Here is a 14,748-nt window from a genome sequence, read left to right on the forward strand (position 1 = left end):
AGTGAACCGCATTCGAGGTCAAGGCCTACTTTTTAGCCTCGAGTGCGGCCTGTGCGGCGGCCAGCCTGGCGATCGGCACGCGGAAGGGCGAGCAGGAGACGTAGTCGAGCCCGCTGCGCTCGCAAAAAGCGATCGAGGCCGGGTCACCGCCATGCTCGCCGCAAATGCCGAGCTTGAGATTGGCCCGCTGCTTGCGGCCACGCTCGACGCCGATCTCCACCAGCGCGCCGACGCCTTCCTGGTCGATCGAGACGAAGGGGTCGGTAGCGAAGATGCCCTTCTGCACATAGGTACCGAGGAAGGAGGCCGCGTCGTCGCGCGAGATGCCGATGGTGGTCTGGGTGAGGTCGTTGGTGCCGAAGGAGAAGAATTCGGCGCTTTCGGCGATCTCGCCGGCGCGAATGGCGGCGCGCGGCAGCTCGATCATCGTGCCGACCTGATAGACCAGCTTGACGCCCTTCTCCTTTTCCACCGCCTGCGCCATGGCATCGATGCGGGCCTTGACGAGGTCGAGTTCGGCCCGGGTCGCCACCAGCGGCACCATGATCTCGGGTGTCACCGGCTGGCCGGTGGAAGCGGCGGCCTCGACGGCCGCCTCGAAGATGGCGCGCGCCTGCATCTCGGCGATCTCCGGGAAGGCGATCGCCAGGCGGCAGCCGCGGAAGCCGAGCATCGGGTTGAACTCGTGCAATTCCTGGGCGCGGGCCCTGAGCTTGGCGGCCGAGGCTCCCATCGCGGTCGCGACTTCGGCGATTTCCTCCTCCGAATGGGGCAGGAACTCGTGCAGCGGCGGGTCGAGCAGGCGGATGGTGACCGGCAGGCCCGACATGATCTCGAAGAGCTGGCGGAAATCCTCGCGCTGCATCGGCAGGAGCTTGGCAAGAGCCGCGCGCCGGCCCTTCTCGTCGTCGGACAGGATCATCTCGCGCATGGCGACGATGCGGCCCTCGTCGAAGAACATGTGTTCGGTACGGCACAGGCCGATGCCTTCGGCCCCGAAACTGCGGGCCTGGCGGGCATCGGCCGGGGTCTCGGCATTGGTGCGCACCTTCATGCGCCGGACACCGTCGGCCCAGGTCATCAGCTCGGCGAACTCGCCGGAGAGCTCAGGCTGCACCATGGCGATCTTGCCGGCCAGCACCTGTCCGGTCGAGCCGTCGATGGTGATGACGTCGCCCTTCTTGTAAGTCTTGCCGCCGGCCAGCAGCGTGCCGGCGGCGGTGTCGACGCGGATGCTGCCCGCGCCGGAGACGCAGGGCTTGCCCCAGCCGCGCGCCACCACGGCGGCGTGCGAGGTCATGCCGCCGAGGCGGGTGAGGATGCCCGAGGCGGCCAGCATGCCCTTGATGTCCTCCGGGCTGGTTTCCTGGCGCACCAGGATGACGGTCTTGCCGGCTGCCTTGCCGGCTTCGGCCTCCTCGGAGGTGAAGACGATCTCGCCCGAAGCGGCGCCGGGGGAGGCCGGCAGGCCGCGGGCGATCTCGACGCGCTCGGCCTTGGGATCGATGGTGGGGTGGAGGAGCTGGTCGAGGGCGCCGGGATCGATGCGGCCGACCGCTTCTTCCTCGCTGATCAGGCCTTCCTTGGCCATCTCGACCGCGATGCGCAGCGAGGCCTTGGCCGTGCGCTTGCCCGAGCGCGTCTGCAGCATCCACAGCTTGTTGTCCTCGACCGTGAACTCGATGTCCTGCATGTCGCGGTAGTGCTTCTCCAGCACCTTGGTGATGCCGACGAATTCGGCGAAGGCTGATGGCATCGCCTCTTCCATTGAGGGCTTCGTCGAGGCGCCGGCCTGGGCCGCCGCCTTGGAGATCGGCTGCGGCGTGCGGATGCCGGCCACCACGTCCTCGCCCTGGGCGTTGATCAGGAACTCGCCATAGAGCGCGTGCTCGCCGGTGGAGGGGTTGCGGGTGAAGGCGACGCCGGTGGCGGAGGTATCGCCGCGATTGCCGAACACCATGGCCTGCACATTGACGGCCGTGCCCCATTCGGCGGGAATGGCGTGCAGCGAGCGATAGGTGATGGCGCGGGCGTTCATCCAGGAGGCGAACACGGCGCCGATCGCGCCCCAGAGCTGCTCCTGCGGATCCTCCGGGAAGGGCTTGCCGAGCTCTTCGAGTACCAGGGCCTTGTACTGGCCGACCAGCGTCTTCCAGTCGGCCGCCTGGAGGTCGGTGTCGAGCACATAGCCCTTGCGTTCCTTGTAGGTGTCGAGGATCTCCTCGAAATGGCCGTGGTCGACGCCGAGCACCACATCGGAGAACATGGTGATGAAGCGCCGGTAGGAGTCCCAGGCGAAGCGCTCATTGTTGGAGGCGGTAGCTACCGCAGCGACCGTGGTGTCGTTGAGGCCGAGATTGAGCACGGTATCCATCATGCCCGGCATCGAGGCGCGCGCACCCGAGCGCACCGAGACCAGCAGCGGGTTCCTGGCATCGCCGAAAGCCTTGCCGGTGATGCGGCCGATCTCGGCCAGGGCCGCTTCGACTTGGGTCCGCAGCTCCGGTGGGTAGCTGCGGTCATTGGCGTAGTAATAGGTGCAGACTTCGGTGGTGACGGTGAAGCCGGGCGGCACCGGCAAGCCCAGATTCGACATCTCTGCCAGGTTGGCGCCCTTGCCGCCCAGCAGGTTCTTCATGCCCTGTTCGCCTTCGGCCTTGCCGTCGCCGAACCCATACACCCACTTCGTCATTGCACTTCCTCAGTGATTTCGGATTGGCCGATTGTGCCGGCACGTATTTGGCGCAGAGCCTTTCCACAGCCGGCCGATAAATTCAATTCTTCAAACGTCTAAATCGATAGGTTGGGCGGATAACAAAATGTGTCAGAGTGTAATAATTGCGCCTGATCCCGCTTTTGTCTGAAGAACTGGCATGTTTGGGGCGCAATATGTCGGATTAATCCGGTCGAACGCTCGATGATGGCTTTGCCTGTCGCTTGTTTGCCGGACGAGCGCGGCGGTTCGCCGGACATGCGGCCATTTTTCCGCTTGCCATAACCGGCCCGGGCCTTGAAAACGCCAGGATACGATCTGGACACCAGACAGCAATTGCAGGAGCGTGCATGTCGACTTTCAAGGCTCTCGTCGTCACCAAGCCGGATACCGGCTATGCCTGCAACTTCGCCGAATTCGACGAGCGCGATCTGATGGACGGCGATGTCACGGTCCGCGTCACCCACTCGACCGTCAACTACAAGGACGGTCTTGCCGTCACCGGCAAGGGGCCGGTGGTGCGGCGTTTTCCGATGATCCCGGGGGTCGACTTCGCCGGCGAGGTGATCGCCTCCTCCTCGAAGGACTGGGATCCCGGCGACCATGTCATCCTCAATGGCTGGGGCGTGGGCGAGACCCATCTCGGCGGCTATGCCGAGCGAGCCCGCGTCAAGGGCGAATGGCTGGTTAGGGTGCCCTATGGCATGACCCATGCGCAGGCGATGGCGATCGGCACGGCCGGTTATACCGCCATGCTCAGCCTGATGGCGCTCGAGGCCCATGCCATCACCCCCTCGCGCGGACCGGTGCTGGTGACCGGGGCGGCCGGCGGCGTCGGCTCGACCGCGGTCGCCTTGCTCGCCCGGGCGGGCTACACGGTGATCGCCTCCACGGGACGCCCGGAGGAGGCCGATTATCTCAAGAATCTCGGCGCCTCCGAGGTGATCGACCGCGCAGAGCTGACCGGGCCGGTGCGCCCTCTCGGCAAGGAACGCTTTGCCGGTGCCGTCGACACGGTCGGCTCGCTCACCCTGGCCAATGTGATCTCGCAGATCAAATATGGCGGCGCCGTCGCCGCCTGCGGCCTGGCCGGCGGGGCCGACCTGCCCTCCAGCGTGATGCCCTTCATCCTGCGGGGGGTCTCGCTGCTCGGCATCGATTCGGTGCAATGCCCCCAGGTGGTCCGCCAGGAAGCCTGGCGGCGTCTGGCCAACGAACTCGACCGCGACAAGCTCGACGCCATGACCACTTCGATCCCCTTCGACGAAGTCCGCGAGACCGCCGCCAACATCCTGGAAGGCAAGGTCAGGGGGCGCGTCGTGGTGGAGATCGGCTGAGGCGCGGCAAGGACCGTTTGCGCGACCTTTGTCATTGCCGGGCTTGACCCGGCAATCCAACCGCGACTGCCGAGCCCCTGGATGCCCGGGTCAAGCCCGGGCATGACAAAGGTTGCGTTTTGCCCCCAAGCACTCTCCGCAATGGGCAAGCCAATCAGACGCGTCATTTACGAGGCACCAGCCTCGACGCTCATTCTCCCTCATGCCAAGGCCGCCATGCGCAAGGATCTCTTTGTGGGCATCGTGCTCGTCCTCATCGGGGCCTCCTGCTATGGCCTGCAGTCGACCTGCGTGAAGCTCGCCTATGGCCAGGGCTATTCGCCGGGCGAGGTTATCGGCACGCAATTCGTCATCGGCGCCGTCGTCCTCGGGCTGATCAAGCTGGCCAGCCGGATGCGGCCGGCCAGGCCCGGCAGCCTGCCGGTGCGCTGGCCCGACCGGCTCAAATTGATCGCCGGCGGTGCCAGCATCGGCTTCACCGGCTCCTTCTATTATCTGTCGGTGGCCTATACCTCGGTCTCGGCGGCGATCGTGCTGCTGATGCAGAGCGTGTGGATGGGCGTGGCGCTCGATGCGGTGCTGAGCCGGTCCTGGCCGTCGCCGACCAAGCTGGTCTCGTCCCTGCTGGTGCTGCTCGGCACCGTATTGGCGACCAATCTCCTCGGCGATGCCGCCCATTTGAGCGTGCTCGGCGTCAGTTTCGGCCTGCTCGCTGCCGTGAGTTACACCGCGGTGATCTGGTGCTCCAACCACGTGGCCGTGCATGTCGACGTGATCAGCCGAAGCTTCCTGATGGTGTTCGGCGGTGCGGTCGTCGCCGTGCTGATTGCCCTGCCGCAGCTGACGGTGCGCTTCGATCCGAGCATCATCTGGGGCTGGGGCCTCGTCATCGCCCTGTTCGGCACGGTGCTGCCGCCCTTCCTGTTCAACAAGGGCATTCCGGCCACCGGGGTGGGCCTGGCGGCGATGCTGTCCTCGGTGGAACTGCCGGTGGCGGTCGTCATGGCCGGGCTGATACTGCACGAGGCCTTCCTGCCCTCGCAATGGGCCGGCTCGGCATCATCCTCGGCGCGATCGGACTAGCCAATGTCGGCGCAGGGCGGGCCGCGGCGTAGGACGAAACCGGTGTGCGAGTCTTCGGACCGGCAATCCTGGCAACGCGGCGTTCCGTCCTGAGGCAGGCGCCGGTCTGGAGGCCGGCACGCACGGCAATTCCAAATCCGCGATTTTCGTGCTATCCAGCCGCTTCGGAGGGATAACCGAAGCGCTGCCTCGAAACCCGATCTCACATATCGGGAAGACCAGATGGATCGGCGCGTCCTGCTCCTCGCACTTGCCACTTTCGTCACCGGCACCGCCGAGAACATCGTCATCGGCATTCTGCCCGACATTGCCGGCAGCCTCGATGTTTCTCTCGGCCTGGCCGGCCAGCTTACCACGGCCTTTTCAATCACTTTTGCGCTGGCGGCGCCTGCCGCACTGCTGCTGACCGCGCGTTTCCAGCACAAGGCAGCCTTCCTCGCTGCCCTGGCCGCCTTCGCTCTTTGCAATCTCCTTGCAGCCGCCGGCCCCGGCTACGGCGCGCTGTTTGCCGCCCGTGTCGGCATGGCGGCGGCGAGTGCCACCATCGCGCTGCTGGCGACCATGCTGGCCACCGAACTCGTCGACGAGAGCATGAAGGGCCGGGCGATCGGCGTGATCTTCATGGGGGTGAGCGGCTCGCTGGTGCTCGGCGTGCCGATCGGCATGCTGGTCTGCTCGCTTGCGGGCTGGCGCAGCGTGTTCCTGGTGCTTGCCGCCCTGGCCGTCATCGTCCTGGTGGTCTGCCGCTCGAAGCTGCCCGATGTCGGTGCCCGCCGGCAGGGGCCGCCCGACTACCTTGCCCATTTGCGGTCTCGTCCGCTGATCTGTGCCCAGCTCGTCTCGATCCTGATGATATCAGGCCATTTCGTGCTGTTTGCCTATCTCGCCCCCTATCTAGGTGCCGTTCTCGGCATTGTCGGCATGGGTACCGTGCTGGCCTTCATCGCCTTCGGCATTGCCGGCGTCTCGGGCGGCTATCTCGGCGGTCTCGCCGCCGACAAGCTCACGCCGCGCCGGGCGATCATGCTGGTGCCGATGGGCTACCTCACGGCCCTGATGTTGATTCCGCTGGTGACGGGCACGAGCCTGTCCTTCTTCCCGGTGATGATGGCTTGGGCCTGCCTGAGCTGGATGATTTCGCCGGCAGTGCAGAGCTTCCTGATCGCGATGGGGCATGACACCGCGGAGGCTGGGGTGAGTCTCAATCTTTCCGCCATGCATGTCGGTGTCGGCCTCGGCACGGCGCTCGGCGGCGTCGCGGTGGAGCGGGTGCCGATCGCCTATCTGCCGGGCATCGGTGCGGCTCTGGCCGCCATGGCCCTGATCGCGGCAGCGCTGGCCCATCGTGGCACTGCCAGGCCAGCGGAGATGGCCGCGCAGAGGGAAGCAGGCGATCGCCTTGCTTGAAGGGTAGAGCGGCGATCGAGCCTGGGGAGACGGAGCGCGCTCAGACCTCTGCCGTTCCCTCCAGCACGGGCCTGAGCTTCGTCAGTGCTTCCCAGCCATGGTCCATGAAGGCGCGAACCTTGGCGGAGTGCTTGAGATCGGGATGGGTCAACAACCACAAGCCGGCGCCGACGCCCGGCAGCGGCTCGGAAAGGCGCGGCAGCGGCAGGGCGTCGCCGATATAGCAGGGCAGCAAGCCGACCCCGAACCCTGACCGCAGGGCCTCGGCGACGCCGAGAATGGTGTTGAGGCGCATCACGATGCGCTCGTTCGGCACTTCGCGCTCCACCCAGCGTGCCGGCGGAATGTTGGAAAGACCTTCGCCGGTGGCGATCCAGCGCTCGGCGAAGAGGTCGGCGAGCTCGGCACCCTTCAGCCGCTCCGGGCCGTAAATGGCCCAGGCAATGGTGCAGACCCGCCGCCCCACCAGCGTGTCCGGCGGCGCCGAGGTGGCACGGATCGCCACGTCCGCATCCCGCTTGGACAAGTTCAGCGGCAGGTTGGAGACGACGACGTCGAGGCGGATGTCGGGAAAGCTGGTCAGGAAACTGGTGAAGACCGGCATGGCGAGATGCGCCATGATGCTGTCATTGGTGGTGACGCGCAATTCCCCGGACGGCTTGACATCCCGGCCCGCCACACGGCGCTCGAAGCCGCTGATGTCGTCGGCCATGCGGCCGGCGAGGGCCACCATCTCCTCCCCCGCCGCCGTGAGGGCGTAACCGCTGCGCCCTCGTTCGAACAAGCGGGCGCCGAGCAATTCCTCGACGGCATTGATGCGGCGGAAGACAGTGGAATGGTTGACGCCAAGGGCCGTCGCCGCGCCCACCAGGGATTTGGTCTCCGCCACGGCGCGGACATAGCGGTAGTCATCCCAATTGGGGGAGGGACGCTGTAGGGTAGAGTCAGAAACGGTCATGCAGGCGTCCCCGGCGACAAGAAACGCAGATCCGGTGAAAGCTTTCTAGTGTTAGCACCGGCGAGCAATGGTGCAAGATCGTCTTGTGGAGACGAGCTCGGCCTGTGTTTTCATAGCAAGCATATCCGTCATCGCGAGCGCAGCGAAACAATCCAGCCTTCGCAAGATCGCTGGCCTATAGCCCCTGGATTGCTTCGCTGTGCTCGCGATGACGGGTCGATGAGGCTTGTTGGGGCCGAGTAGGAGAGCAAAGTGCGTTTAGGCGAAAACGCGTGTTTGCTCTCCCTCGTTGGTTCCAAGCCAATCCTGCGGATTGGCTGGAGCGTCTTTGCGATTCTCGGCGATTCCGCCAGATCGCAAAACGCTTCAGCCCTCGATGCGTGAGAAATCGGCGACGCTGCGGGTTGCTGTGCGGATCTCTTCCAGCAACTTCAGGCGGTTGAGGCGCAGGGCAGCATCGTCGGCGTTGACGAGGATCTTGTCGAAGAAAGCGTCGACGGGCCGGCGCAGCTGCGAAAGGGCCGTCATGGCGCCTTCATAGTCCTCGGCGGCAATGGCAGCCGATGCTGCCTGCCGGGCCGCCTGCAAGGCGGCCTGCAGCGCCTTTTCCTCCGGCTCGGTGAGGCGAGAGGCATCCGCGCCGCCGGCATAGGCACCGGCGCCGTCCTTCTTCTCCTCGATGCGCAGGATATTGGCGGCGCGCTTGGCTCCCGCCAGCAGGGCCTTGCCGTCCTCGCTGCCGAGGAAGCGGCCGAGTGCCTCGACCCGCCGGACGATGAGCAGGAGATCGTCCTGCCCGCCGAGACCGAAGACCGCGTCGACGAGATCGTGGCGCGCGCCCTGCTCGCGCAACTGCACCTTCAGGCGGTCGGCGAAGAAGGCCAGGAGATCGTCGGCGATGTCGTTGCTCTTGGCGAAGGGAGCCTTGGCGACGGTCGTGAGGAGGGGCAGGCGCAGCCTGTTGTCGAGCACCAGGCGGATGACACCGAGGGCGGCCCGGCGCAGGGCATAGGGATCCTTGCTGCCGGTCGGCTTCTCGTCGATGGTCCAGAAGCCGATCAGCGTGTCGAGCTTGTCGGCGAGCGCCACGGCGACCGCGACCGGATCACTCGGCGCGCCGTCGCCGGCGCCCTTGGGACGGTAATGATCCTCGATCGCGGCGGCGATGGCGGCGTCCTCGCCCTGGGCGGTGGCGTAATAGCGGCCCATCAGCCCCTGCAGTTCGGGAAACTCGCCGACCATTTCGGTGGCAAGATCCGCCTTGGCGAGCCTAGCCGCCCGCTCGGCCTTGGCGGGGTCGGCACCCACGACAGGCGCGAGCGCCTTGGCCAAAGCAGCGATGCGCTCGATGCGCTGGCCCTGCGTGCCGAGCTTCTCGTGGAACACCACATTCGAGGCGATGATCTTGGCGAGGCGCTGGTCGAGCGGCTTGCCTTCAGCTTCATAACCGGGCAGGGGCTTCTGGTCGGTTTCCCAGAAGAACTTGGCGTCGGAGAGGCGCGCGCGGATGACGCGCTCATTGCCGGCGACGATGGCCGCTCCGCCGTCGACAGCCTCGATATTGGCGATCAGGATGAAACGGTTGGCGAGGCGCCCCGTCTTGGGATCGCGCACCACGAAGCATTTCTGGTTGGCGCGGATGGTGGCCTGGATCGCTTCGTCCGGTACCGAGAGGAAGCTCTCCTCGAACGAACCCATCAGCACCACCGGCCATTCCACCAGGCCGGCGGCCTCATGCAGCACCGCGTCGTCCTCGACCAGTTCCAGCCCCTGGGCGAAAGCGAGGTTGCGGGCATCGGTAAGGATGATGTCGCGCCGGCGGGCCGGATCGAGCACCACCTTGGCGGCCTCCAGCTTGGCGACATAGTCTTCGAAGCGCCTGACCTGGATGGTCCCCGGCGCCATGAAGCGATGGCCCTTGGTGGTATCGCCGACGGCGACGCCCTCGATCTCGAAGCGTACTACTTCCGGGTCCTCGGTCTCTGGGCCGAAGGTGCAGAGGATCGAATGCAGCGGACGCACCCAGCGCAGGCTGCCCGAACCCCAGCGCATGGATTTGGGCCAGGGGAAGCTGCGCACCACTTCCGGCACGATCTCGGCGATGAGGTCGGGTAGGGCCCGTCCGGCCTTTTCCACCACCGCCACGTAGAACTCGCCCTTCTTGGGATCGCTCTCGATGCGGGCCTGGTCGAGCGAGGCGAGGCCGGCGGCCTTTAGGAAGCCCTGGATAGCGCCGTCGGGGGCGCCGACACGAGGGCCCTTGCGCTCTTCGCGCGTATCGGGCTGGCGGGCCGGCAGGCCATGCACGGTCAGGGCCAGGCGGCGCGGCGTGGCATAGGCCGAGGCGCCCTCATAGACGACGCCGCGCTCGACGAGCGCATCCGTCGCCATTTTCTTGAGGTCCTCGGCCGCCTTGGCCTGCATGCGGGCGGGGATTTCCTCGGAGAAGAGTTCGAGCAGGAGGTCGGGCATGGGATTGGTTTCGAAAGCTGGTGACCTGGAAGGCCGGAAAGGGAAGGGATGGGGAGCGCGGAGAGGGTCTACGATCAGGCCCCGCCGGCTTCGGTCTTGACCCAAGCCTCGCCGCAGGCCTTGGCGAGGTCGCGTACGCGCAGGATGTAGCTCTGGCGCTCGGTCACCGAGATAGCGCCGCGCGCGTCGAGCAGATTGAAGCGGTGGCTCGCCTTGATGCACTGGTCATAGGCGGGCAAAGCGAGCTGATGCCGATTGCCCTTGTCGCCGGCGGCAAGCAGGGCCTTGCACTCCTTTTCGGCATCGATGAAGTGCTGCTTGAGCATCTCGATGTCGGCATGCTCGAAATTATGGCGCGAATATTCCTGCTCGGCCTGCAGGAAGACATCGCCATAGGTGACCTTCTCGGCGCCGTCGCGGCCGTTATAGTTGAGATCATAGACGTTCTCGACGCCCTGGACATACATGGCCAGGCGCTCGAGGCCATAGGTCAGCTCCCCGGAGACAGGATTGCATTCCTGCCCGGCGACCTGCTGGAAATAGGTGAACTGCGACACTTCCATGCCGTCGCACCAGCACTCCCAGCCCAGGCCCCAGGCGCCGAGCGTGGGGCTCTCCCAGTCGTCCTCGACGAAGCGAACGTCATGGACCAGGGGATCGAGCCCGATGGCGGCCAGCGAGCCGAGATACAGGTCCTGCAGCTCCGGCGGCGAAGGCTTCAGGATGACCTGGAACTGGTAATAATGCTGCAGGCGGTTGGGGTTCTCGCCATAACGCCCATCCTTGGGGCGGCGCGAAGGCTGCACATAGGCCGCTTTCCAGGCCTTGGGGCCGAGCGAGCGCAGGGTGGTGGCGGGGTGGAAGGTACCGGCGCCCACTTCCATGTCGTAGGGCTGCAGCACGACACAGCCGTGATCGGCCCAATAGCGCTGAAGGGTCAGGATCAGGCCCTGGAAGGAGCGTTCAGGGCGCATATGGGCGGGGGTAGCGTCGGCCATGACGGTTCTCGAACTAGAGCATTTTCTCCAGAAAGCCGGCCGGCTTCTCAACTGAGAAGATGCGTCAAAACAAAAGAGACCGAGAAAATTGCGGTTCAGGGAAATCGCACTTTTCTTCAGCTGAGCCGTGCCGGAGAAACTGTTTCCGCCGGTACAGACCAGGGCCCGACCCTTAGAGCAAGATCGACACTGGGGAAACCTGTTTGTGCGGCGCGCGGCCTTGTGCCTGTCCGCACAGATGCCGGGAAGCACTCATGAGACAAGGGACGCAACGGGACACCACAACCGATCCCGTCCAAACCAAAGCTCAGGAGAGTAAGTATTATGTCCAGGCAATCCCTTCTTCGTACAGGACTTATCGCGGCCTTGATCTTCGGCTCGGTAGCCGGCTCGATCTCCACGTCCTTCGCCGCTACGACCGGCCCGGGTGCCGGCGGCAATGGCGGTGGCCGAGGCGCCAGCTCGGGTGCGTCCGGCGGCGGCGGTGGCGGTAATGGCGGCGGGACCTCGCCGGAGGCCCGTGTGATCATCACGAACCCGCCGCCCTGCCGCACCCATGCCTGCAATCCGCCGCGGCCCCGCCCGGCCGTGGCTCCCGTCAAGGTCAAGTTCGTCGATCAGCAGCGCTGCACCAATGTCTGGCGCCAGGTGGTGCTGGACGACGGCTCCATCATGGAGGACCGCAGCGTGCCGATGCGCAAGCATTGCCGGATCATTCGCAACTTCGATTGATCCAAGCCCCGCCAAAAAAGCAGAAGCAGGTTCGCGAGAACCTGCTTCTTTGCATTTGGCGGATCTGCATGAGGACCCGCAACCGGAACGGCCGCGCCGCTTTATTCGGGGCGATAGACGCCGCTACGCGGGTCGCGGCGCAGGTTGATGGCTTCCTGTCGCACGGGCTGGGGTTTGTAGAGTTCGTTGTTCACTCGCTCCCATTCGCGCTTGACCAGGCGCGCGAGAACCACGGTCCCGACAAGGCTGGCGACGGCTAGAACGACAGGATGCATGGCAGGTCCTCTTCATTCATCATTCCGTAACTATAAACCGAAACGGGCACGAATTGCACGCCCTTCGAGTGCGGCAAGAATGCCTTCGGTTAATTGCTCGCTTTCAGCAGCCGAGAAATGGGCGCCAAGGCCGAAGCGCCGGGCAAGCAGGCCACGCGGTTCCGACACGGTCTTGAAGCGTACCTTCTCGCCATAGCGCGCGCGCATGGTGGACCTCACATCGCCCATGGCATCGGCAAGGCCGAGCTCGATGGCCCGCGGCGCGAGCCAGAACTCACCCGAGAACAGCAGCTCCTCCTCGCCCTTGAGCTTGCCGGCGCGGCGTTCCCGGACCAGGGCGATGAACATGTCATGGATGTCACGCTGCAGCGCCGCCAGCCTTTCGACATCCTCGGGCTTTTCGGGCCGGAAGGGATCCAGCATCGTCTTGGAGCGCCCGGCCGTGTGAACGCGGCGCTCGACCCCGATCTTCTCGATCAGCTTGTCGAAGCCGAAGGAGGCGGAGACCACACCGATGGAGCCCAGGATCGAGGCGGGGTCGGCAACGATCTCGTCGGCGGCGCAGGCGATCATGTAGCCCCCGGAGGCCGCTACGTCCTCGACGAAGGCAAAGACCGGCAGCTTTTTCTCGGCGGCGAGGGCGCGGATACGGCGCATGATCAGATGCGATTGCGCCGGCGAGCCACCGGGTGAATTGATCACCAGCGCGACCGCCTTGGCGCCTTTCACGGCGAAGGCACTGTCGATGAGCTTGTCGAGCTTGGTCATGTTCAGGCTGCTCGAGAACCGCGAGCCGGTACCGATGGTGCCGGAAAGCGGAAGGACGGCAACCACGGGCGCCGGGTGACGCCATTTCTCGGGCAGCAATTGTCGGATCCGGCCGATACTTCGCTTCAATGGATTGGTCGATCGCGGGATATCAGGTGTCGTCAACGCAGCTTCGCCTCTTCCTGTGCAGCAGGGGCGGCAGTCCTCACGAGAAGGTGATGAACGCCTTTGCCGCATATAGGCATGAAATCCCGGCGGTACGATAGGTTGCCGCGCCGGCTGAATGCAGGATGAACGGGTCGATCAAGTCGCATTCAGCCAATGCCGGGATAGTGGAAGCGGGAAGGGACGAACGATAATCGCCGCTCCCCCCGGAACCTTCACGGTTTCGGCAGTTAGTATCATAGTAAGCCGGCCCGTCGGGGTCGGGTCGAGCTTTCGCCGATTTGAATCGCAGGAGGAACGAATGTTTCGCAAACTCGCTCTGGCAGCCGCTCTGGCTTTCGGCATGGGGGGCGCTGCAATGACCGCGCAGTCGGCCCAGGCTGCGGTGATCCATCCCGCAGCCAATGCTGGCGTGATCCAGGCCATTGAACAGTCGGCCCCGTCACCGGATGCCGCGCAGAAGGTCTATCACCGCGGCCGCCCGCATTATTATCGCCCGCACTATTACCGCCCGCATTGGCGTCCGCGTCCGGCACGTTACTGTCGCTGGCAGCGTGTACGCGTCCACACCTATTACGGCTGGCGCTGGGTGAACCGTCGCGTCTGCTGGCGCTGATGAAAATCGTCTCCGCTGCCTGACGATCGACACCCCCGAACTTGGTTCGGGGGTGTTTTTCATCGGGGCCTCGGTCGATCAGAACGCATCGATGCCGAGCGCCCGCCAGGCTTCGGTCAATTGCAGGGAGATCGGCAGATTGAGATTCTCCCCGGTCGGCGTCGGCTGGAGGAACCATCTGCGATAGGTCCTCACCAGTCTGCCCTGCTCGGCCATGGTCGCAAAGGCGCGTTTGACGGCCTCGGCCATCAGGGGATCGTCCTTGCGGAACATGATGCCATAGGCGTCATAGGTGATGAAATCGCCGACCACGGCCAAGGTCTTCTGGGCATGGTTGCGCGCGATGAAACCATAGAGCAGCACGTCGTCTGTGGCGAAGGCATCGGCCTTTCCGGCCGCCAGCATGTCGTAGGACTGCTGATGATCGGGCGCCGAAGCGATGGTCATGCCAAGATGATATTTGTCGTTGAGCTGCCTCAGCGCCGCTTCGTTTGTGGTGCCCGCCGTCACCACCAGGGTCTTGCCCTGCAGATCCTTGTAGGAGCGGATGCCCGAGCCGCGCTTGACCAGCAGCTTGGTGCCCGCGACATAGGTGACGGGCGAGAAGGAAACCTGCTTCTCGCGCTCGCGATTGGCCGTGGTCGAACCGCATTCGAGGTCGACCTCGCCCGAGGTCACCGCCGCGATGCGGGTGTCCGAGGTGACGAGCCTGTAGTCGATGCGAACCGGCTTGTCATGCAGCTCGCGCGAGATCTCGTCGACCACGCCCTTGCAAAACTCGATGGCGTAGCCTTGCGGTTCGGCCTGTTCCGGCCGTTTGAAGGAGAAAGGGAAGGAGGCGTCGCGATAGCCGATGATGATGGCGCCGGTCTGGTTCGCCTTCAGCAACGTGCCGGATAGCTCCAGCGGAAAGTAATCCTGCTTCGGTGCGGCCGTCAGGTCCTGCCCGATCATGTCCTCGGCCTTGGCGGGGACATTTGCCGCCAGAATGACGATGGCCGCTAGCGCCAAGAGTTTATGCAAGACTCTCTCCTGAAAAATCCGGACAGCGGGTGGATTGGCACCGCCACGCTGCAGCAAAATGGCTTTTCCGTGAGGTGCCATTTCCCCTAACTCTTTGTTTTGGCGCATTTTCCTGGTCGAAAAGCCTGTCGACTCTTCTCAAAAATGCTCTCGGATGCTCGACGACGGCAGGCGGCGGCACGAGCCGTGCCGCCGCCATTG

Annotated in this window: 12 protein-coding genes; 5 read left to right on the forward strand and 7 right to left on the reverse strand. The window is 65.0% G+C overall.

All coding sequences use genetic code 11. The annotated features are described in order from the left end of the window. Nucleotides 1–25: 25 nt before the first annotated feature. The gene (gene ppdK / locus QM672_RS02890) at nucleotides 26–2,692 is read right to left on the reverse strand and encodes a pyruvate, phosphate dikinase (protein ID WP_415080563.1); all 2,667 of its coding nucleotides are present in this window, start codon (nucleotides 2,690–2,692) and stop codon (nucleotides 26–28) included. Nucleotides 2,693–3,063: 371 nt separating this feature from the next. Between ppdK and QM672_RS02895 the strand changes: the two genes are divergently transcribed. From QM672_RS02895 to QM672_RS02905, 3 genes are all read left to right on the forward strand, one after another. Then, nucleotides 3,064–4,050 carry an MDR family oxidoreductase gene (locus QM672_RS02895; RefSeq protein ID WP_367627058.1) on the forward strand — a complete coding sequence of 329 codons (987 nt, stop codon included), beginning with the start codon at nucleotides 3,064–3,066 and terminating at the stop codon, nucleotides 4,048–4,050. Nucleotides 4,051–4,266: 216 nt separating this feature from the next. Further along, nucleotides 4,267–5,133: an EamA family transporter gene (locus QM672_RS02900; RefSeq protein ID WP_415080564.1), complete on the forward strand. Its 867-nt coding sequence runs from the start codon at nucleotides 4,267–4,269 to the stop codon at nucleotides 5,131–5,133. A gap of 222 nt (nucleotides 5,134–5,355) precedes the next feature. Continuing rightward, nucleotides 5,356–6,540, forward strand: a complete 1,185-nt coding sequence (locus tag QM672_RS02905) for an MFS transporter (protein WP_311943188.1) — start codon at nucleotides 5,356–5,358, stop codon at nucleotides 6,538–6,540. A gap of 40 nt (nucleotides 6,541–6,580) precedes the next feature. Here the strand turns inward: QM672_RS02905 and QM672_RS02910 are convergent, their stop codons facing one another. The 3 genes from QM672_RS02910 to QM672_RS02920 all read right to left on the reverse strand — a co-directional run bounded on the left by QM672_RS02910 (nucleotide 6,581) and on the right by QM672_RS02920 (nucleotide 10,968). Beyond that, nucleotides 6,581–7,498 carry a LysR family transcriptional regulator gene (locus tag QM672_RS02910; RefSeq protein WP_415080565.1) on the reverse strand — a complete coding sequence of 306 codons (918 nt, stop codon included), beginning with the start codon at nucleotides 7,496–7,498 and terminating at the stop codon, nucleotides 6,581–6,583. A gap of 366 nt (nucleotides 7,499–7,864) precedes the next feature. Beyond that, a complete protein-coding gene (gene glyS, locus QM672_RS02915) occupies nucleotides 7,865–9,970 on the reverse strand; it encodes a glycine--tRNA ligase subunit beta (protein ID WP_415080566.1) in 2,106 nt (701 codons plus the stop codon). Nucleotides 9,971–10,044: 74 nt separating this feature from the next. Beyond that, entirely contained in the window at nucleotides 10,045–10,968 is a 924-nt protein-coding gene (locus QM672_RS02920) for a glycine--tRNA ligase subunit alpha (RefSeq protein ID WP_311943182.1), read from the reverse strand. Nucleotides 10,969–11,292: 324 nt separating this feature from the next. Between QM672_RS02920 and QM672_RS02925 the strand changes: the two genes are divergently transcribed. Then, nucleotides 11,293–11,700, forward strand: a complete 408-nt coding sequence (locus tag QM672_RS02925) for a hypothetical protein (protein ID WP_311943179.1) — start codon at nucleotides 11,293–11,295, stop codon at nucleotides 11,698–11,700. A 101-nt stretch (nucleotides 11,701–11,801) separates the two neighbouring features. Here the strand turns inward: QM672_RS02925 and QM672_RS02930 are convergent, their stop codons facing one another. Further along, nucleotides 11,802–11,975, reverse strand: coding sequence for a hypothetical protein (locus QM672_RS02930; RefSeq protein ID WP_156771628.1), 174 nt, complete (start codon nucleotides 11,973–11,975; stop codon nucleotides 11,802–11,804). Between the two features lie 30 nt (nucleotides 11,976–12,005). Further along, on the reverse strand, nucleotides 12,006–12,908 hold the full coding sequence (locus QM672_RS02935; protein ID WP_415080567.1) for a S49 family peptidase: 903 nt from the start codon (nucleotides 12,906–12,908) through the stop codon (nucleotides 12,006–12,008). Nucleotides 12,909–13,209: 301 nt separating this feature from the next. On the opposite strand from QM672_RS02935, the gene QM672_RS02940 reads away from it, so the two are divergent. Next, nucleotides 13,210–13,524, forward strand: coding sequence for a hypothetical protein (locus QM672_RS02940; protein ID WP_311943175.1), 315 nt, complete (start codon nucleotides 13,210–13,212; stop codon nucleotides 13,522–13,524). 78 nt (nucleotides 13,525–13,602) lie between these two features. On the opposite strand, the gene QM672_RS02945 is transcribed toward QM672_RS02940, so the two are convergent. After that, the gene (locus QM672_RS02945) at nucleotides 13,603–14,547 is read right to left on the reverse strand and encodes an amino acid ABC transporter substrate-binding protein (protein WP_311943173.1); all 945 of its coding nucleotides are present in this window, start codon (nucleotides 14,545–14,547) and stop codon (nucleotides 13,603–13,605) included. Nucleotides 14,548–14,748 lie beyond the last annotated feature (201 nt).

Origin of the sequence: Labrys sp. (in: a-proteobacteria) (assembly GCF_047605565.1) — a bacterium.
Lineage (GTDB): Bacteria > Pseudomonadota > Alphaproteobacteria > Rhizobiales > Labraceae > Labrys > Labrys neptuniae.